15 protein-coding genes are annotated in these 20,734 nt (G+C 51.9%); 6 read left to right on the top strand and 9 right to left on the bottom strand.

Annotated elements, in window-relative coordinates:
• Nucleotides 1–299 precede the first annotated feature (299 nt).
• From SPI6313_RS04940 to SPI6313_RS04930, 3 genes are all read right to left on the bottom strand, one after another.
• Complete coding sequence (locus SPI6313_RS04940) at nucleotides 300–1,994, bottom strand: N-acetylmuramoyl-L-alanine amidase family protein (RefSeq protein WP_245788603.1); 1,695 nt, start codon at nucleotides 1,992–1,994, stop codon at nucleotides 300–302.
• A 78-nt stretch (nucleotides 1,995–2,072) separates the two neighbouring features.
• On the bottom strand, nucleotides 2,073–3,197 hold the full coding sequence (locus tag SPI6313_RS04935; RefSeq protein WP_072620001.1) for a tRNA (guanine-N1)-methyltransferase: 1,125 nt from the start codon (nucleotides 3,195–3,197) through the stop codon (nucleotides 2,073–2,075).
• A 45-nt stretch (nucleotides 3,198–3,242) separates the two neighbouring features.
• A complete protein-coding gene (locus SPI6313_RS04930) occupies nucleotides 3,243–4,157 on the bottom strand; it encodes a pentapeptide repeat-containing protein (RefSeq protein ID WP_084668898.1) in 915 nt (304 codons plus the stop codon).
• 385 nt (nucleotides 4,158–4,542) lie between these two features.
• On the opposite strand from SPI6313_RS04930, the gene SPI6313_RS04925 reads away from it, so the two are divergent.
• Nucleotides 4,543–4,890: a DUF760 domain-containing protein gene (locus SPI6313_RS04925; protein WP_072620000.1), complete on the top strand. Its 348-nt coding sequence runs from the start codon at nucleotides 4,543–4,545 to the stop codon at nucleotides 4,888–4,890.
• Nucleotides 4,891–4,917: 27 nt separating this feature from the next.
• Here SPI6313_RS04925 and SPI6313_RS04920 read toward each other — a convergent pair whose 3' ends face one another.
• From SPI6313_RS04920 to SPI6313_RS04910, 3 genes are all read right to left on the bottom strand, one after another.
• Nucleotides 4,918–6,849, bottom strand: coding sequence for an ABC-F family ATP-binding cassette domain-containing protein (locus SPI6313_RS04920; protein WP_072619999.1), 1,932 nt, complete (start codon nucleotides 6,847–6,849; stop codon nucleotides 4,918–4,920).
• A gap of 262 nt (nucleotides 6,850–7,111) precedes the next feature.
• Nucleotides 7,112–7,579 (bottom strand): cupin domain-containing protein, encoded by a 468-nt coding sequence (locus SPI6313_RS04915; RefSeq protein ID WP_072619998.1) that lies wholly within the window; start codon nucleotides 7,577–7,579, stop codon nucleotides 7,112–7,114.
• Nucleotides 7,580–7,678: 99 nt separating this feature from the next.
• Complete coding sequence (locus SPI6313_RS04910; protein ID WP_072619997.1) at nucleotides 7,679–8,446, bottom strand: cysteine hydrolase family protein; 768 nt, start codon at nucleotides 8,444–8,446, stop codon at nucleotides 7,679–7,681.
• A 123-nt stretch (nucleotides 8,447–8,569) separates the two neighbouring features.
• Between SPI6313_RS04910 and SPI6313_RS04905 the strand changes: the two genes are divergently transcribed.
• Entirely contained in the window at nucleotides 8,570–10,294 is a 1,725-nt protein-coding gene (locus SPI6313_RS04905) for a DUF262 domain-containing protein (protein WP_072619996.1), read from the top strand.
• 93 nt (nucleotides 10,295–10,387) lie between these two features.
• Here SPI6313_RS04905 and SPI6313_RS04900 read toward each other — a convergent pair whose 3' ends face one another.
• The 3 genes from SPI6313_RS04900 to SPI6313_RS04890 form a co-directional block, all read right to left on the bottom strand.
• Nucleotides 10,388–11,623, bottom strand: a complete 1,236-nt coding sequence (locus tag SPI6313_RS04900; RefSeq protein WP_072619995.1) for a hypothetical protein — start codon at nucleotides 11,621–11,623, stop codon at nucleotides 10,388–10,390.
• Between the two features lie 74 nt (nucleotides 11,624–11,697).
• Nucleotides 11,698–12,213, bottom strand: a complete 516-nt coding sequence (locus SPI6313_RS22745) for a hypothetical protein (RefSeq protein ID WP_139276536.1) — start codon at nucleotides 12,211–12,213, stop codon at nucleotides 11,698–11,700.
• 234 nt (nucleotides 12,214–12,447) lie between these two features.
• Nucleotides 12,448–14,511 carry a M3 family metallopeptidase gene (locus SPI6313_RS04890; RefSeq protein ID WP_072619994.1) on the bottom strand — a complete coding sequence of 688 codons (2,064 nt, stop codon included), beginning with the start codon at nucleotides 14,509–14,511 and terminating at the stop codon, nucleotides 12,448–12,450.
• A gap of 256 nt (nucleotides 14,512–14,767) precedes the next feature.
• Between SPI6313_RS04890 and SPI6313_RS04885 the strand changes: the two genes are divergently transcribed.
• From SPI6313_RS04885 to SPI6313_RS04870, 4 genes are all read left to right on the top strand, one after another.
• Nucleotides 14,768–17,278, top strand: coding sequence for a glycogen/starch/alpha-glucan family phosphorylase (locus SPI6313_RS04885; RefSeq protein WP_072623001.1), 2,511 nt, complete (start codon nucleotides 14,768–14,770; stop codon nucleotides 17,276–17,278).
• A 217-nt stretch (nucleotides 17,279–17,495) separates the two neighbouring features.
• Nucleotides 17,496–18,485, top strand: a complete 990-nt coding sequence (locus SPI6313_RS04880) for a hypothetical protein (protein ID WP_072619993.1) — start codon at nucleotides 17,496–17,498, stop codon at nucleotides 18,483–18,485.
• Between the two features lie 2 nt (nucleotides 18,486–18,487).
• Complete coding sequence (locus SPI6313_RS04875; protein ID WP_072619992.1) at nucleotides 18,488–19,396, top strand: helix-turn-helix domain-containing protein; 909 nt, start codon at nucleotides 18,488–18,490, stop codon at nucleotides 19,394–19,396.
• Nucleotides 19,397–19,842: 446 nt separating this feature from the next.
• On the top strand, nucleotides 19,843–20,724 hold the full coding sequence (locus SPI6313_RS04870) for a pentapeptide repeat-containing protein (RefSeq protein ID WP_072619991.1): 882 nt from the start codon (nucleotides 19,843–19,845) through the stop codon (nucleotides 20,722–20,724).
• Nucleotides 20,725–20,734 lie beyond the last annotated feature (10 nt).

Below are 20,734 nucleotides of genomic sequence, written 5' to 3'. Positions count from 1 at the left end.
TTCAGACATGAGCACTCTACCCCTAATGGGGAGGTTGGGGGAATGATTGGGTGAACAACGGGTGGACAACCTGTAGAAGTACCATCGGAACAATTGATAATGGGATCAACAGATATGGCAAGACAACCACGGAAATCAATACGTTTGACGATCGCTGCACAACACGTATCTTGATCTTATCGGTGCTGTACTCTGAAACCTTATTTTGTCAACTTTCGTGATAATAAATACTCGACACTGCGATCGCCCTCATTGACCTGGGATGATCCGACGGCATTGATTTTCTGTGAGGGATGGGGTTAGGGTTGGGATGCTTGCTGAACCCATTGGGTAAGACCGGCGGCGATCGCCTGCGCTAATTGGGTTTGCGCTTGGGGGTTCATCACCCATTCAAATTCTTCGGGGTTAATCATAAACCCCAACTCCATCAAAATCGTTGGAGCCATCTGCGGCCGAGTTAAGGCGAGATTATTCCAAAACACCCCATAGGACGGGCGGTCTAACTCTGTCACTAAATAATTGTGCAAAAATACCGCGAGATCATGGGCTTGGGGATGATACCAAAACATCCCAATCCCGGCGGTATTTTCCGCGTCGCCATTGTCGGGGAGGGCGTTGTAATGGATGGAGAGGGCGAGATCCGGTTGCTGCTGGGCGATGTAGTCCATGCGATCGCGCAAGCCCAGATCCACATCCGCCGTCCGGGTCATTAGCACCGTTGCCCCCCGTGCTTCGAGGGCCTGTTTTAACTGACGCGATACGGCCAAATTCACCTCTTTTTCGGGCGTGCCATCGGGCCCCCGCGCTCCCAATTCCGCCCCGCCATGGCCCGGATCGAGCACGATCCGCAGCCCCTGTAATTGTTCGCCGGAAATTTGGGGCGGATGGCGGAGGAGGAGATGGAGACTGCTGCCCTCGTAGCGGAGGTCGTAGCCCCATTGTTGGGCGGTTTTGAGGTGGAAGGTGTAGGCGATCGTGGTGGGGTTGACCTGTTGCCAATCAAGGCGGCGAATCAGGGGGCTATCATCGAGCCAAATGGTATCGGTTTGGGCGATCGCATTATGTAAGGTTAACGCAAAGGTATCATCCCCCTGGGTCACAGTCACGGGCACAGGAGCCGTCAAGGGAAAGACAATCTCAGTCCCCCCCGTCACCGGCTGCCCGCTCAAGCTGCGAATCATGGCCGGTGGGGCGGTTGCCCCCGGCAAGACCCGCGTTTCATCGGCATTAATCCAAGCGCCATAGTCAAGCCGCAACCAATTTCCCTCGCGGCCGGTGACGGTGGCGCGGGTTCCCGTGGGTAGGGGGGTGAGGCGGGAATAGGTGGTGCTGGGGCCGGTGCGGGCCGTGCCGCTGGCGGCCGTGACTTCAATCACTTGGCGCTGATCGGGGTTGAGGATCGCGATCGCACCGGGTGCGGCGGCTTGGAGGGTTTCCCCGGAGCGCGTCAGGGTGTAGGTGGGTTGACCCAGGTCACCGGGTTGCTCGGCGGTGAGGCAGGTTTGGTAATGGGTGGTGGTGCGGGGGATGGGGTCGTTTTGGGCGGTGAGGATGGCGGCGTTGCTGGGGAGTTGGGCGGTGCTGGGTTGGGGGGGAAGGGTGAAGGTTTGGCCGCTGAGGCGGGCGGTGACAGTGCTGTGGGGAGGTGCGATCGCACTCAAACAGATCGACTCACCCGGCAGCCGTTCGAGATCTTGCGTCGGTTGGAGGGAGTTGGGCGCAAATGTGACCCCTGTGGGCAATACTTCCACCGGGCGACGAATGACGGTGAGGGTCATCGTTGCCTCCCCAGTCTGGATCGTAAAGCGGTTTTCTCCCAGTTGCAGGGGAAAACTGGGGGCGAAATGCCCTTGGGCACTCTGCTGGATCGTCGTACCGTTGACGCTCACGGTGCTATCAGCCGTGCCAATCAGGAAAATTTGCGCGGCGGTCGTTTCATGGCCGTTGGGGGGATACACTAACGAAACCGATTCAGCAGCGGCAGGGCTTGCCATCAGACTCAATCCTAAAAGACAGGCACTCACTCCAAATCGTCTCATTACACATCCCCTCGCCCTTCAAAAAGTTGCTTTTCACTGTACCATTCTTGATCCTTGCAGAGCTTGCGCGATCGCCACACAAGCGGCCAAGGATGCCGTGGTTTTAATCGCTTCGGGGTTGATGTGGGTTGCACTCGCTTCATGGCCGTGATCGTGAAGGGCGGTGATCAGGTGCGATCGCTTCGGCACATCCAGTTTTCCCCGCTTGCCGATCGCTTGGAGGGTGTAGAAATAGGGGGGCATTTGGGCTTCAGCGGTGAACAGATCCAGAAGCTGGCCACAGTCGCGCCAGTGCCAATCTTGCGCGATCGCCGCCATCGCTTTCACCCAGGTGCGATCGTGCAGCGCCCCCAACCACATTGGCCCTGATACCGTCAGCGATCGCCCCTCCGTTGCACAGGTCGCCCGCCCCAACTGCTGCCAAGCTAGGGTTTGATATTCACCGCAGCCATGACAATAGCCCAGCCAACCATAGTCTGCTGCCCTCGCCCGTCGTTGGGGAATTAATCGCGCCCAGACCCGATAGGTTCCCCCCGTATAAAAGGAAAAACCCGGCTGAATCCCAAACCCCATCGCCGTTGCCTGTTGGTGTAACGCTCCTAAGAGAATTCGTAAGCCTTGCTCGTGGGCGGCAGGGTGCGATCGCGCCACCACACCATAACGTCCCGCCATCTGCGCCGGTAAATGTCCCGTCAGCGAACGACCATCGGTACTCGTCACATACACCGACCCCTGCAACCGCGTCGCCCACAACGCCAAAGGCAACTCCGGCATCGTATCCCCAAACCCATCCACATCCACCAGATCGTAATAATCCTGACGGCTCCCACAACCCAGCAACACCCGCCGCCCATTCTCCGTAGAGATTTGATAGGGGATCGTCGTCGCGAGTTGGCGTAAATTTTCGGTTAAAAGCGGTGCTAGTTCTGGATTGCCCTCATTGGCCCAGACAAAATCCGCCCCACTTTCGCGGCCGTAGCGGAGCGATCGCACCCCACAACCCGCCATCACATCCAACACCCGCAACGCGCCTGTGTACCGCCGTTGCACCGCCGCCGCCAACACCCCTAAATCCCGCACCATCCGGCTCTGCGGCCGAAAAAACGCCGCCCCCACCTGAAACGCAACCCGCCCCTCTTGCCGCCATCCCGCATCCATCACAACTGCAATCCCAATTCCCCCCGTCCGCCAGGAGCATCCCCGTCATTGCTGTTGACGGCCCTTCATAATCTGTTCCCGCAGTGCCATTAATTGATCGCTCACCTCCGTTGAAACCTCCGACGTTTCCCCCGTCCCCGCATTGGGCATCACCGCCCCGGTTAGGTCAGCATTGCGAAAATTCGTCTCATTGATATTCGCATCAATTAACACCGCATTGGTGAGCTTCGCCCCGATCAAGTTCGACCAGCATAATTTCGCTCGATACAGTTTCGCCTCGGTGAGATCCGCCCCGCGCAACGTTGTCCAGGACATATTCGCCGCTCGCATATTCGCCCGCTGCAAGTTAATCCCTGCCAAGTTCGCACTATTCAAAAATGCCCGACTAAAATCTGCATCACTGGCATCGGCATTGGTGGCGTTGACCCCATGTAACACTGCCCCCGTCAGGTTTGCACTGTGCAGATTAGCCCCCATCAGAATCGCATTGGTGAAATTCGCCTCAGTGAGATTCGCCTCCATCAGCAGTGCTTTCATCAACTTGGCACGCCCCACATGGCAATTCACCAACCGCGCCCGACTCAAGTCCGTATCGCGCAAGTCCGCCTCACTGAGAATCGCATTGGTAAAATCGGCTGATTTTAAAATCGCGCCCTGCAAATTGGCAGCGCGTAAACTCGCATCTCGTACCTTCGCGCCGGTCATGTGGGCTTTGTAGAGGTTGGCGCTGATCAGATTGGCTTCGGTGAGATTGGATTCGAGGTGAGCTTCGGTGAGGTTGGCCTCGCGGAAGTTGGCGCGGACTAATTTCGCACCGATTAAATTTGCGCCCGCTAAATCAGCTTCACGGAAATTTGCTTCGCTCAGATCGACTCCACCGAGAAAGGTGTTCCGGAGATCGACTTTTTGGAAGTCTCGTTCTCCACTAGCGTAGCGTTGCAAAAGTTCTTCCGTATCCATGATTATCGGGTCTGTGATTGATTAGGGTGCATGATCGCTAAGGATCTGAGTCTTGGGGGTTTGGGATGACTCAACTGAGCGGCTTGTACTATACTTTCTTGCCTACATCCTCCTATTCTGGGCATTTTTTCGATTCAGAACGAATATTGTATCAAGGGACAATATCCAGGATCGAGCAATGTCTAGGGCTAATCTTTACTTATTTTAGAGCGTCTTTGAGTTTAGAGTGTTTTTCGATGAGAAGTTTGAAGAATTGCAGCGAATTGGGTTCAAGATTGGGAAATCCGAGCTTGGGGGGTTCGGTTCTACCCCTCAAGCTGTGGGGTTTTGCTCGCTACAGTGGGGCTAACGATTCTAAAACGACATTTCGGCAGAGGACAGAACCATGAACAATCACCATGCTGCGATCGCCAATTTCTTGGATGCCAACCACAGCCAAAATGAGTTGTGGCAATACATGCAAACCCTCAATGCAGACACCGCGAACCAACTATTCCAACCGAGCACCGAAGCGGCTCAAGTCATGGAAGGACAAATCATCGGTCTCTTGGGTGGCCTCCCACCCCAGCAGTTTGATGTGAGAGTGAGCACCACTCGCGAGCAATTGGGTCAATTGTTGGCATCGGCGATGATGGGGGGCTATTTTCTCCATAAAGCCGAGCAGCGGATGGCCCTCGAACAGCATTGGCACAGCAACGAAACCACGCCCGACACCCCCCCCGCCGATCAGTAAATCCAGCCAGTGCCCCCCCATGAGGACTTATTGCTCTAGTTCTGCGAGGGCTAACCATTGCTCTGTGACCTGATCAATGGTGGCGGTGAGGGTGGCGAGTTCATCGGTGAGGGATTGCAGTTGATTGTAGTCGGCGGGGGGATTGGTGTAGATTTTGTCTTCTAATGTGGCTTTTTGGGCTTCGAGTTCGGGGATTTGGGTTTCAAGTTCGGCGAGTTCGCGGCGTTGGTAGTTGGAGAGGCGGCGGGATGGGGTGGCGTTTTTGTTCGGGTCGGGTGAGGATTTCGCGGGGGATTGGGCTGGGGATGGGGTGAGGGCGGCGGCTTCTTTGGCGATCGCAGCTTCGGCCCGTTTGTAATCGAGATAGACCGAATAATTACCGGGATATTGCCGCAAACTCCCGCCGGGTTCGAGGGCAAAAATAAACTCCACCGTCCGGTCTAGAAAGTAGCGATCGTGGGACACACAAATCGCGCAGCCATTAAAGGTTTCGAGATAGTCTTCTAATACACCGAGGGTTTGCACATCTAGATCATTGGTCGGTTCATCGAGGATCAGTACATTGGGGGCAGTCATTAAAATTTTGAGTAAAAACAGCCGCCGTTTTTCCCCTCCCGACAGTTTATGAATCGGCGCATATTGTTGATCTGATGGGAATAAAAACCGCTCTAACATTTGTGAGGCGGTGATCGTCGCACCGTCGCTGGTTTTGACGAGTTCGGCACTGTCCTTAATATATTCAATCACACGCTGGTTTTCTTCTTTAGCGGTGATCATACTTTCGGAATGTTGATCAAAGTAGCCAAAATGGATCGTGCTGCCGATGTCTACAGTGCCGGAATCGGGGGGAATGCGACCGGTAATAATGTTCATGAGGGTGGATTTTCCCGCGCCATTGCCGCCGATAATGCCGATGCGATCGCTGGGCCCAAATTCATAGGAAAAGTCCTTGATTAAGGTGCGATCGCCGTAACTTTTACTCACCGCCACCAGTTCGATCACTTTCTTGCCAATCCGCCGCCCCGGAGTATCAATACTAACGCTGCTATTGGCCGTTTTAAAGGTGGTGTTTTGCATCTCACCAATGCGATCGATGCGGGCTTTTTGCTTTGTGCTGCGGGCTTTGGGGCCACGTTTAAGCCATTCCAATTCGCGCCGGAGGATGCCTTGATACTTGCGTTGACTGCTGGCCGCTGCGTCCTCGGCGAGGGCTTTTTTCTCTAGATAATAGGCATAATTGCCGTCGTAGCTGTAGAGGTCGGCGCGGTCGATTTCTAAAATGCGATTGGTGACGCGATCGAGGAAGTAGCGATCGTGGGTAATCAGCAACAATGCGCCCCGAAATTGGGTGAGGTAGTCTTGCAACCATTCGACGGATTCCGCATCGAGATGGTTGGTGGGTTCGTCCATCAGGAGCAGATCCGGATCGGCGAGGAGGGCAGTGGCAAGGGCGATCCGCTTGCGATACCCCCCTGAGAGGTCGCCCACCCGTGCTTCAAAGTCATCAATCCCCAACCGACTGAGAATAATTTTGGCGTTGGTTTCCAGTTCCCACGCCCCGATCGCATCCATCTGTTCGCTGACGGTGGCGAGGCGACTCATAAGGCGATCGAGATCGTCCCCGGCGGCGTGGGCCATCCGGTGGGAAAGGTCTTCATATTCCCGCACCAATCCCATCGCGTTACTGCTGTCGGCAAACACTTGATCTAATACAGTGAGGTTGGGGTCAATGTCGGGCTGTTGGGGCAGATAGACGACGCGGGCCCCGGATTTGAGGATGCGATCGCCCCCATCGAACGGCTCCAACCCTGCGATCATCTTTAAAAACGTCGATTTTCCCGACCCATTCACCCCAATCAGCCCAACCTTTTCACCTGCCTCAATGCTGCAACTGGCAGAGCGGAGAATGTCTTTAATGCCAAAATCTTTGTGGACAGCCTGAAGCGTCAGAATACTCATGAAATCGTAGGCGGAGGGTCACTGTCCAGTATCTCATGTCCGCCGAAATCCCGCCGCTTCGCTGCCACGATTCAGATCCGCCAGGGATTTAAATCCCTGGCTCAGAGCGAAAGTAGGCTAAAGCCTACTGAATTATGATTAGAAGCCCATCCCACCCGATCAATTCTGACTCATCCACCTAAGCTGATCAGTATCTAAACTGCATGTCAATGAGCCTGAAGCCCTTGCTGTAAGGGGATCGCCCTGGCAATTGAAATGGCGATTAGCGTACGCGATCAACACGGCCTAATACCTGCATATCTTCTTCATCTAGTTCAACTGGAATCCCACTCCGAATTAACTCCGCAAAATCTTCATTGGGTACCATAAAACAAAGGGCATAGAGTCGCCCATCTCCCGTATTATGGACTTCATGAATTCCCGTCGGTGGTACTAGTAAACTATCTCCCGCCCGAATCGGAACCTGCTTACCATCACAGAGGGCAAACCCTTCCCCTTTCAACACAAAAAACATTTCTAGGGCAATATTGTGACGGTTCGGAGGTGTTTTTCCCCCTGGATCAAAAATTTCCACACAAAAGGTTAACGACATCGAGGCAATATCCGGATCAAACACGATCGCCAATCGATTCGTATCCTGGGGACTAATCCGATAGGCTTGATAATCGCGGGGCGACTTCACCACGGGAATCACACAATGGTCACTGGTTGCATCTAATAGATCGGTCATGGTGAGGGCAGGGTTGAAGGATACCAGGGGCAAGATGTTACCGCTAGGGTAGCGCGTTTGCTGGGCAATGAACGAGGTGCGATCGCATCTTTTAACCCTTTATTCCAATACATCTAAAAAGGCGGCGGAATCTGTCACAAAGCCAAAACATTGATTGACGTTATAAAGCGTCGCTTGGGTGCAAAATTCCGGGGAAGTCGTCGCGGCACAATCGCTTAATAGAATGCAATCATAGTTTAAAAACGCCGCATCTTGGAGCGTCGCCATCACGCATTGATCACTATTCACCCCCGCAAAGAGTAAGGTCGTGCGGCCCAGATTTTTCAAAATACTATCCAAGGGCGTATCCCAAAACCCGCTCATCCGGTACTTATCGACACGAATATCATTGGGTTCTGGGGTGAGTTCATCGACGACGGCCGCCGCCCAACTGCCCGCCTCCAGGACAGGGGCTTGGTTTTTCGGCAGGGGATCACCGAGGCCAATCCCGTCGCCCGTGGGGTTATACACATGGCGGGTGGCGGCGCTGATGTTGAAGAGGTCGGGACGGTTGCCCCAGTTGACCCAAAGGATCGGGACGTGGTGCGATCGCAAGACGGGTAAAAATCGCTGCAAGGGTGCGATCGGTTCACGGGCCGGGGTAATATCCACACCAATTCCCGCCAACCACCCATCGGGATGACAAAAATCATTTTGCATATCAATCACCAAAAGAGCAGTTTTGGCAAGATCCAGCCGCAGAGTTTTCGAGTGGGTAGGAACGGTGATGATCTGAGGCGGAAGAGGTTCACGGCGGAGGTCGGCAATATCGGCATCAACGCGCCACGCATTGGGCGGGGTTCCGAGGGTTTTCAGTGAGTCAGACATGGGCGATCGCTACAGGTTCAATATCGTTCAGACTTAAATTCTACGGCATCAATCTTGATAGCGGCTCACCCTGTGCGGGGCGATCGTTTCCTGATACCTTAAAGGTGAAACTGTGTTCCCATCATGGCTAGAACCAACCTCCTCGATACCCAAACTACCAGTTTTGGCGACTTAATCGGTAATGGCAAAATCTACCGAGTGCCCCCGTTCCAACGCGATTATTCTTGGCAGTTGGAAAACTGGGAAGACCTTTGGCAGGATATTTTAACCATTTACACAGAATTCACAGCTGATGCTGACTCTAATTCTAGTCATTATATGGGGGCGATCGTGTTACAAAATCCCAGCACTACCGCCAAAGAATTTACCATCATTGATGGTCAACAACGGCTCGCTACCTTAAGCATTATTGTGATTGCTGTGATTGATAGGATTCAGCAATTGGTTCAAAAACGAGAGGATGGCGGGGCAAATCAGGAGCGACAAGAAATTTTAAAGCGTACGTATTTAAGCGATAAAGATCCGCGATCGCTACGCTACTCTAGCAAGCTCATTTTGAATGAAAATAACAATGATTTCTATCAAAGTAATTTAATCAACCTGAGACACCCGCGTAATTTACGCGCCCTGTCACGCTCCAATCAATTACTCTGGCAGGCGTTTCAATATTTTGCTGCCCAACTGGATAATCTGTATGATATTGTTCAAGATGGGGAACACTTAGCCGATTTTCTGACGAGTATCATTGCACAAAAGCTTTTATTCATTCAAATCAATGTGGAAGATGAGCTAAACGCCTACGTTATCTTTGAAACATTGAATGCTAGAGGCATCGAACTTAGCTCAACAGATTTACTCAAGAATTATCTCTTTTCTCTCTTTCAAGGCCCCGACGATTTGCAAGAAGCGCAGCGACAATGGCGTAGAATTATTAACACTGTGCAGATGGAAAAATTTCCGGAGTTTCTGCGCTATTATCTCAGTCTTCAGGAAACGAGAGTCAGGCGCGATCGCTTATTTAAAATTATTCGACAATCTGTCACCAGTGGAGAGCAAGCTTTTGATTTGCTGGATCAACTCGAAACCTATAGCGGTCTCTTCGTTGCCCTAGGGAATGCCAATGATGAATTTTGGCGTGACTATCCCGAAAATCAGCCCTATATTCGTGAGCTTGGATTATTTCGAGTCAAGCAGGCATATCCCACATTATTCGCGGCTTACTCTCACTTTGCGCATGAAAATTTCACCCGATTGCTTAAACTAATTTGCGTCATTTCCTTTCGCTATACAGTGGTCAGTGGTTTAAATCCCAATGAGTTAGAAGCACTGTATAGTAAGGTGGCGATCGCGATTATGGATGGTGCGATCGTCTATCCTAGACAAGTTTTTGAAGCGCTGCGTCCGGTCTATGTGACCGATGAGAAATTCGCACAGGATTTTTCTGTTCTTTCCATATCCACAAAAGGACAAAAGAAGGCATTAGTTCGGTATATTCTTTGGAAGCTGGAAATGGATGCCTCAAACCGAACAGATATTACAGAAGATGCCTTTTCAGTGGAGCATATTTTACCTGAATCACCTGCTGAATCATGGTACAAAACTTTCACCGACTCCCAACTCGATGATGTTATCTATCGGATTGGGAATCTCACGCCATTAGAACCCCCCTTAAATCGCCAAGTGGGGAATCAAGCCTACGAAATCAAACAAACGGCCTATCAACAAAGTGTGTACCAGCTAACACAAAATATCATGGCTGACGAATGGAATATGGATGCGATCGCTAATCGACAACGCCGCCTAGCCCAGCGTGCGATCCACATCTGGAAATCTGATTTTTGCCCCTGACTTTCCCGGCCACTATTTCCCTCACCTAACGGGAATTATTCAGACTTAAGTTCTATTGAAATCAATCGCCTTAAGTCTAGCAGTGCGCTGCTATTAACTGAGTTCAAGGGGTTCTGTTGGCACAATATACATTAAGTTTCTGTCTTCTTGTGGTTCATTGGGACAAAGCTGCAACCACTCCTGAAAACTAATTCCCAGGGTATCAATAGCTTTGACTTCTAGCTCGTAAGCCGTCAATCTTTGGCTTGTTTCAATCATTGATTCCATTTCTGCCAGTGATTCCGGGAGTTTTTGAATAATTTCTCTTCTACTCTCTTCTGTAATCCCCCAAATTCCTTTTTTGACATCATCGCGTTCAACAATCGAAGCCGGGAGCAATTTAACCCACTCATCAACTTGAAAATTCCAATTTTTATCATTCGGCGGTACTATTTTATCTCTCATTAACTCAAATACATCACTTTCTGTAAGATCTGAATCTTTCCATTGGTAAACTCTTGTAAGACGAGATAAATCAGTTTTCCCTTTTAATGTTGGATGTAAATACATTAATGGATTTGACGTTAACAAAAAATCCACATAGGTTTCAATGCGTTTTTTGATCCGTTCGCTTCCATCTTTCAGTCGCCTGGTTGCTGTATCAAATTCTCCAAGCTCTAAATAACACCTTGCTTCTGCAATATAAGCAAGACATAAAATTAATAAATATTCATCCCCGATCTGACTATTAATAACTAGCTCCTTATCTAATAAATCAGTGTATATATGCTCTGCCATTAGAAATTGATTAATTGCATCAAGAGCACTACTTCTCCGATTATCTCCTTTGCTCATCGTAAAAGCATTCATTGCCAGATCTAATGCAGCTCGAAAATTGGCGTAGAAGCTCAAATCAATTTTTTTGTCAATTCTTTCCAAATAAACTTGAACATGTTCTAAACGCTGCTCTAGCTCTTTCAATCGTTTTGAAATGACAGCAAATCCCATCGCTGAAACTCCTAAGCTCAACATACTCGCCGCTGTCGTCACACCTAACATCCCTTGCATTTGATTAAGCTGCTGTGTAACAGCCGCAAACCCTCTCATTGAAATCCTTGCGTTAACACCTTGCATCACAAGATTTAGGATGCCAGTCACCGGATCAATACTAGGCAGCATCAGAGAATTAGAACTAGATGCTAATAGTCCAGCCCCACCGATTTCTCGTAGCCACATTACAACCCGTCCAGATGCATCTTGAATGACTCCGCCATTCCGAAATAAACTGCCATTTATTAATCCTGACAGAATTTCGACAGGCATATCAAACGTTACGTTAAGAGGTGTCATTAGTTTATATTTCTCAATAAGAATGCAGGGTTAAGCATGATTAACGTATGCTCAACCCTTTTGAAAATCCAAAATTAGTAGAATGGCCGCACTTGTGATTCGTGAATCCAGCCACCGCCAAACTGAGAGGTAGAAAACCAACCATTTTGAGATTCTGGATAGACATTAATCACGATCATGTCTGTTACAGTCCCGATGACAGTTCCATTGGGGCGATCGCGCACATTAGAAGGGGGATCGAAAACCAACATATATCCTGTGTCTTCAGCATTCGGATCACGCCATCGTGCGGAACAAACAATGCTGAGCATGTTGCGAGTTGCTTGTGATTGGGGACGATGGGTAGAACCACCGGAATACCATTCTCCCAGTGAACAATGAGCCTCCGCAGCAAAGCGCGTGCGTCCTAAATAGTAGGTAAAACCAACCCAAGCAGACATGCTGCGTGGCCCATTCATAGAAACAGAACTACCATCTAGGGTGATAGATTGACCTGTTGAAGCTTTACCCAGATCGTACATTTCAGCATTTGCACTGGGCGCAAATAATGCACACAATGCAACACCAATTCCGAAGCAAACGTTCTTCATTTTCCCTCTCATACTAAGAAACTAGGGGATTTTTTTGATTTGAAACTGTAGAGAAATAAATCTTGCTGGCATTTCAGTGTCAGCATAGCATGGCAAAATACGAGAATATAAAAAATTAACTTTACTTTAAAGAGTACGATCGCACCCCCAATTATAAGAATAAAAAGAGAGTGCGATCGCGCCACTATGGCACAAGTTCAACCCTAAAAGATTGAGCCTGTGGGGTGTATTGAATTATACCGTTGCGACTAAACCGCTATGGCGGAGGAGGGCTTCGGTTTGGGGTTCGCGGCCGCGGAAGGCTTTGAAAACATCCATGGGGGGTAAACTGCCGCCGAGACCGAGGACGGTGTCGCGGAATTTTTGGCCGACGGACTGGATGGCGGTTTCGTTTTCGAGGCCCACTTCTTCAAAGGCGGCGAAGGCATCGGCGCTGAGGACTTCAGCCCATTTGTAGCTGTAGTAGCCGGCGGCGTAGCCCCCGGCGAAGATGTGACCGAAGGCGCAGAGGAAGGCATCTTCGGGGAGGGGGGGCATGACGGTGGTGGTTTGGGCGAGGCGATCGCGCACATCAAACGGAGTCTCATCACTGCCGGGTTGATAGCGCGAATGGAGTTCAAGATCCAACAGGCTGAAATGGATCTGACGTAACATTCCCATGCCGCTTTGGTAGGTGCGGGCGGCGAGGAGTTTTTGGTAGTCTGCTTCGGGCAGCGGTTCGCCGGTTTGGTAATGTTTGGCCATGCCGAAGAGGGTGGCGCGATCGTAGCACCAGTTTTCCATGAATTGGCTGGGGAGTTCCACCGCGTCCCATTCGACGTTACGGATGCCCGATGCGCCGGGATAGTCCACTTGGGTGAGCATATGTTGCAGGCCGTGGCCGAATTCATGGAAGAGGGTTTCCACTTCGTCGAAGTTCATCAGGCTGGGGCGATCGTCCACGGGGGGCATTTGGTTGCAGATGAGATAGGCGACGGGGAGGCGGGTGGTTTGGCCCAGTTTGGCGCGGCCCACGCATTCATCCATCCAAGCGCCGCCGCGTTTTTCGGCGGGGCGGCTGTAGGGGTCGAGGTAAAAGGCAGCGATCGCATCCCCCGCCCCATTTTTCACCTCAAAATAGCGCACGTCCTCATGCCACACCGGAGCCACCCCATCGGCGGCTGCGATCGCCACCCCAAAAATCCGTTCTGCCAAGCCAAACAACCCCTTCAACACCTCCGGCAGCGGGAAATAGGGGCGCAGGGCTTCCGTGTCCAGGTCAAACTTCGCTTGTCGTTGTTTTTCCGACCAATAGGACAGATCCCAGAGATTCAATTCCGGCTGCTGGGCAAAGGTGTTTAAATCGGCTAACTCTCGCTGGGCTGCGTCGTAGCTCGCTTGGCGCAATTCTTCGAGGAGGGCTTCCACCGCTGCCACACTGGGGGCCATTTTCCGCGCCAAACTCAACTCCGCAAAATTATCAAAACCGAGAATTTGAGCTTTTTCTTGACGCAGTTTGAGGATGCGATCGATCAGCGGCGTATTGTCGAGATCCCCACTGGCCGCCCGCGTCACATAGGCGCGATAGACAGTTTCCCGGAGGTCGCTGCGTTGGGCGTGCTTTAAAAACGGGCCAAAATTGGGGAAATCCAGGGTCACGATCCACGGCCCTTGTTCAGGGGTGGCGGTGTCGATACCCTTTTGGCGGGCGGTTTGGGCGGCCAAACTGCGCCAACTCTCCGGCAATCCGGCCACTTCGTCCGGCTCGGTGAGTTTCAACTCAAAGGCTTTCGTCGCGTCTAACACATGGTTAGAGAACTGCGTCCCCAGTTCGGCAAGTTCCAATTGAATCGCGTTGAAGCGGTCTTTTACCTCCCCGGTTAAGCCCACGCCGGCTAATTCCGCATCTTGCAGCCCTGATTCTACGATCCGCTGCTGGGTTGCATCGAGGCTCGCCCACGTGTCACCCTCGCGCAATTGCTTCAGGGCTTGGTAGAGGGGCTGACTTTGGCTGAGTTGATTACTGAACTTCACCAATTCCGGCTCCACTTGTTCGTAGGCGGTGCGGAGTTCGGGACTGTTTTTCACGCCCATGAGGTGAGAAATCACGCCCCACGTCCAGCCGAGGCGTTCTTCCAGTTGGGTGAGGGGTTCGATTAAGCCTGACCAGGTGGGGGGGACGCTGGCTTCGAGCTTGGCTTGGGCGGTGGTGAGGTCTTGGAGGAGTTGGGTCACGGCGGGGACGACGTGATCGGGAGTAATGGCGGCAAAGGGGGGTAAACCGTAGCCAAGCAGCAGGGGATTGTCAGAATGTGTCATAGAAAAATTTTGGAGTTGCGCGTTGTGTGGATGGGATCACAACTGTGTCTTTTCTACGCTACTGGATTTTCTAAGCCTAGGGGGGTGTGGATTTCGCGCCATGGGACGGTTTTTGGGTGGGGGATGGGGCAGAGACTGAATCAAAGACAGTATTAAGAAGTACAGATCATCGGGGATATCGCGTCACAATGAGTCCAAGCACTGACGGATTAAGGAGCGAGAACTTCCTGTGCAAACCAATATCTCCCCTCAAGACATGATTCAGATTCGGGTTGAAGATGACCGAACCGGGATGAGCCCGGAGACGCTAAAGCGGGCGTTTGCCGATAATTTGTTCTACATCCAAGGCAAATATTATCGGTGGGCAACGGCGAATGATTTTTATATGGCTCTGGCCTATACAGTGCGCGATCGCCTCATTCACCGCTTCATCAAAACGATGAACACCTACGAAGAGCAGAACGTCAAAGTCGTCTGCTACTTCTCCGCTGAGTTTCTTATGGGTCGTCACCTAGAGAACAACATGATCAACCTCGGCATCTACGAAGACATGAAAAAAGTCGTCGAAGATGCAGGATTAAATTGGGGCGATATCCTCGACCAAGAGCATGATCCAGGGCTGGGCAACGGTGGCTTAGGCCGGTTGGCGGCCTGCTTCCTCGATTCTTTGGCGAACTTAGAAATTCCTGCGATCGGCTACGGCATTCGTTACGAATTTGGCATCTTTCACCAAGAAATCCGCGACGGCTGGCAAGCGGAAATCCCCGATAAATGGCTCCGCTACGGCAACCCCTGGGAAATCCCTCGCCCCGAAGCCACCGTTCAGGTCAAACTCGGCGGCCATACGGAAATGTCCCACGATGACAAAGGCCAACCCAAAGTCACCTGGGTCGCCGATCGCAGCATCACCGCCATTCCCTACGACACCCCCGTACCCGGCTTCAACACCAATACCGTGAATCCCCTGCGCCTGTGGCGAGCGGAAGCGGGCGAAGATAAAGACTTCAACTTCGATGCCTTCAACGCTGGGGACTACGATGGCGCAGTGGCCAGCAAAATGTCGTCGGAGAATATTTCTAAAGTTCTCTATCCCAACGACAACACCCCCCAAGGTCGCCAACTTCGCCTTGAACAGCAATACTTTTTCGTCTCGGCTTCCCTCCAAGACATCATCCGCCGCCACCTACGGATTCACAACACCCTCGACAATCTCCACGAACATTTCGCGATCCAACTCAACGACACCCACCCCGCCGTGAGCGTTGCCGAACTGATGCGCCTCCTGGTGGATGAGCACAATATGGATTGGGATAAGTCGTGGTACATCACTCAAAAAACCCTGGCCTACACCAACCACACCCTGATGCCGGAAGCCCTCGAACGGTGGTCGGTGGATCTGTTTGGAACTCTGTTACCGCGCCACTTGGAAATTATTTACGAAATTAATTTTCGCTTCCTCGAAGATATCCGTACCTGGTTCCCGGATGAGCCGGAATTGTTGAGTAAGCTCTCGATTATTGAAGAAGGGGCGCAAAAATCGGTACGGATGGCGAATTTGGCCTGTGTGGGGAGCCATGCGATTAATGGGGTGGCAGCCCTTCATACAGAATTGCTCAAACAGGATACCCTCAACCATTTTGCGCGGCTGTGGCCGGATAAGTTTATTAACAAAACCAATGGGGTCACGCCGCGCCGCTGGGTGTTGTTGTGCAACCCGCGCTTGGCGAAGTTGATGAACGATCGCATCGGCACAGACTGGGTGAAAAACCTCGATGAAATGCGTAAGTTGGAGCAGTTCATTGATGACCCGAAATTCTGCCAAGAATGGCGGGCGATTAAGCAGGCGAACAAAACAGATCTTGCGGCATACATCTGGAAAAAGAACAATATCGAAGTGAATCCTAATTCAATTTTCGATGTTCAGGTGAAGCGGATTCACGAGTATAAACGCCAGTTGCTCGATGTGCTCAATATCATCGCGCTCTATAACCGGATTAAGCAAAATCCGGCGGTGAAGATTGTGCCGCGCACGTTCATCTTTGGCGGCAAGGCTGCGCCGGGCTATTTCATGGCGAAGCTGGTGATTAAGCTGGTGAATGCGGTGGCGGATATTGTCAATAAAGACCCGGATGTGCGCGATCGCATCAAAGTCGTCTTCCTTGCCAATTTCAACGTCTCCCTCGGTGAAAAAATCTACCCCGCTGCCGATCTGTCCGAACAGATTTCCACCGCTGGGAAAGAGGCATCGGGAACCGGCAACATGAAATTTGCCATGAACGGGGCGCTCACCATCGGCACCCTCGACGGGGCGAATATCGAAATCCGCGAGGAAGCGGGGCCTGAAAACTTCTTCCTCTTTGGCCTCACCGCTGAAGAAGTGATAACGATGAAAATGCAGGGCTACAACCCCATGGCCTACTATCACAACGACATGGAACTGCAAGCCGTGATCGATCGCATCGCGTCGGGGTACTTCTCCCACGGCAACCGCGACCTGTTTAAGCCCCTAGTAGATTCCCTGCTCTACAACGATCAGTACATGCTGATGGCGGATTTCCGGGCCTATGTGGAATGCCAAGATAAGGTGAGCGAGGCGTATTTGGATCAAGACCGCTGGACGCGGATGTCGATCCTCAATGCGGCGCGGATGGGTAAGTTTTCGAGCGATCGCACCATTCACGAATACGTCACCGAAATCTGGAAAGCCAAACCCGTCAAAATCGAACTCGAAGAATACAACCAAGAAACCGCCGGTCTGAAGTCGTAACTTCAATCCTGTCAGTGCTCAATCTTGGCTTGAGGTGAACGAGGGGCAATCTGGCCCCTCGTTTTCTCTAGGGGTTTTCCCCTTCGTCAAGAGATGCTAAGAAAGGAAACGAGTTTGTCTGCAAAGGAAAAGACTCAAGTAGATTAAGATGATGGGTGGCTTTAATTCAATCAACGGTTAAAGCGATCGCACCATCAACCGTTTTACCCAACGACCTATGACTAGCTCTGTTGACAACACATCAGAATCGCAGTCTTGGCTGGCGAGCAAGAATGTGATTATTGCCGGCATTGTCTGGGGAGTTTTATCACTCGGATTCTTCCTCCTCAGCGTCATTCAGCCGGAGGTAGAAGAAACCCTATGGTATCTATGGGGAACCTATATTGCTGAATGCATCCCCTTTATCGCCGGGGCCGCGCTCTGTTACCGCAACTGGCAAAGCCCCAAAATTGCCAGCGGTCGTAACGTCTGGCTTGGCATCGGCCTCGGCATCTCGGCCTACTTCATTGCCGACCTCATTTTTGGCTTTTGGGAAATCTATTGGGAGCTTGATCCCGAAGTGTCCCCCGCCGACCTGTTTTACATGGCATTCTATATCTGCTTAGGCGTGGGTATGGTGTTGGCGGTGCTCTCAAAACGGTTGAGCCTCGCCCTGTGGCAATGGGTGACGCTGATTGTCATTGCCCTCGCCGGGACAGCGTTAGCGGTGTGGATTGCGATCGCCCCCGCCCAAGCCATAGACAGCCCCCCACCCAGCGCCATCACAGCAGAAATCACCATTGACTCCGCGCCCACCCTCCCCCCAGAAACCCCAGACACCGACGCAACCCCCAGCCATCCCGTCCCGATCTGGGTCAATACCCTCCAAGACAGCTTGCTCCAATTTTCCGCCCCGATCAACTTCTTCTACATCATTTGCGATGTGGCCTTGCTGATCATTGCCGTCATGCTGCTCTTAGCCTTTTGGGGGGGAACCTTTGCCCGCTCCTGGCAAATGATTGCCGCCGCCGCCCTTGCCAAATACTTAGCAGACATGTGGTTTAAATATGCAGCAACCTTACCCACCGAGTACGCCAGTGGGGGATTTCTAGAAGTGTTCTTCGTATTTAGTGGTATCTTATTGGCCATTGGTGCGGCGTTAGAATTCGATATTTCCAGCCGACCACGTAAAAGTCGGCGCAGACGGGCAAACGCCACCACAGAATAAGTATGAGTCCCAGAAAGTTAACCGAGACGGACAAGCAAGAAATTCTTGACTTGTACCATCAACCGCAAGAAACCACATCAACGCTAGCCGAGCGGTTTCAAGTCAGTAGCTCTACGATTAGCCGCTTTCTGAAAAGTCGTTTGAACGAGCACGAATACGAAGATCTGATCCAGCAAAAGCGGTTAAGTCGTACCCCCACCGGTGCGGCTAACGTGATTCGTCAGTATACGGAACAGGCTGGGGATGAACCCGAAGCCGACTCGCCCACCTCGACCAGTCGTAAACCCCGTAAGCGTCAATCATCACGATCGACGCAGCTAACAATTCCTGACCCTGAACCGGCGAAACCGATTGAACTCGTTGCTACGTCGTCCACGGAAAAACCCATCCGACGCAATGCAACCGTCGTTACGTCTGCCCCAGACCCCATCTCTGACGATGAGGATGAATCCCTCGATCCGTTTCAAACCCTGCTTGATGACCAAGATCTTGAGCCGGAATTAGACGATGATGAATTCGATGATGACGATGACTGGGATGATGAAGACGATGACGATGACGATGAGCCTCGTCCCCAGCCTCAACCCCGTTCCGCCAATGGTGTAGAAGTGCTGCCCCTCTCCCGCGCCACGTTTCCGCGCACCTGTTATCTCGTGGTCGATCGCACCTCTGAACTGATTACCCGCCCTCTCCATGAGTTTGGCGATCTTGGCTCGATTCCCTCCGATGAAACGAGCCAGCGCACCCTGCCGATTTTTGATAATCATCGGGTGGCCCGGCGGTTTTCTCAGCAGCGATCGCACCGCGTCATTAAAGTGCCCGATAGCAACCTGTTTGAAAAAACCCGGTCTTATCTCTATGCCAAGGGAATCACACGGATTTTGCTCGATGGGCAGGTCTATTTTCTCTAATTTTCCCGGAGCAAACCCCTCACGGTCACCCCTAAAATCCCTTTGCCCCGGCAGGGGGATTCGGGTTTGTCGCGGCCTCAATGCCGACTCTCCCATCGGAATCATTGCTGCGATCGCCGCAGGAGAACGCTAGTCAAACCTAGCCCACTGCCAGGGGATAAAACTCGTTGATGATGATTAGTTGATGATGATTAGTTGATAATCTTAAACTTTTCTAAATATTGGGTCGTGGTTTTTATGCAGGTCTGACCCCAACAGCTTAAAATTAAGCCAGCGGCAGTAATCCCAAGCCCATCCATTGACGCTTGGAGATGTGTAAACCCTGAGTCTCTAACGTCATCATTCCCGCTGGATAGTGACGAGAATACTCGGAAAAACAGAGCATACACCTCACCTCAAGATTGCGATCGCCGTCGAGGCCATGAACTCTTATCTAGAGCTTTGTTATGGACGTTCAATCACTGTTGCAACGCTACGAACGGGGACAGCGCGACTTTAGCGGCGTTGATCTCAGTGGTGCAGATCTCAGAGGCACAACACTGATCGGCGTTAACTTTCGCAATGCCAAACTACGCGGCGCGAACTTGAGTCGAGCCTTTCTCACCAAAGCCAACTTCAGCGCCGCCTGTCTCAACTGGGCGAATCTGCACTGTGCCAAACTGAGCGATAGCAAACTCGCCGATGCCGACCTCACCAAGGCCAACTTGGAAGGGGCCTTCATGATTAACGCTAAACTGCCTCGCGCCAAACTCACCGGGGCGAATCTGGCCCACACCAACCTGCGTCGGGCGAATCTTTGGGGGGCAAACCTCAGCGGCGCAACCCTCTACAGAACCAACCTCCGCCAAGGGAATCTCAGCGGCTGCAACCTCAACTGGGCGAACTTAAATGCAGTGCGCCTCAGTGAGGCTAACCTCAGCGGGGTGTCGGCGAATGGTGCTACCCTCGTTTCCGCATTTTTGCGAAATGTGGATCTCAGTGGCGTGGATTTAGAAGGGGTGGATCTCAGTGATGCTCGCTGCCAAGATTCGATCCTGATTGGGGCCAATTTCAGTGCGGCGAAATGTTGTAATACCCATTTTCAGGGCGCGAATTTAAGCCGGGCGAACTTTAGCAACGCCAACCTCATCAAGGCCTCCTTTGATCGGGCGGATCTCACCAACGCGATTTTGAAACAAGCCCGCCTGACGGGGACAAGCTGGGATCAGGCGATCCTTCAGGGAGTGGATTGGGACGGAGCTGAAATCAACGATTCCGATAGCGATCGCCCCCCGGCTGAACATCACCGGTTTGATCTCTTTTCCCCCGAATTAACCTGGGCCGTTTAACCCGTCGGCA

The sequence above is a fragment of the Spirulina major PCC 6313 genome (assembly GCF_001890765.1).
GTDB lineage: Bacteria > Cyanobacteriota > Cyanobacteriia > Cyanobacteriales > Spirulinaceae > Spirulina > Spirulina major.
The sequence above is the reverse complement of the archived record's forward strand: the minus strand, read 5'-3'. Positions and strand labels throughout refer to the sequence as shown.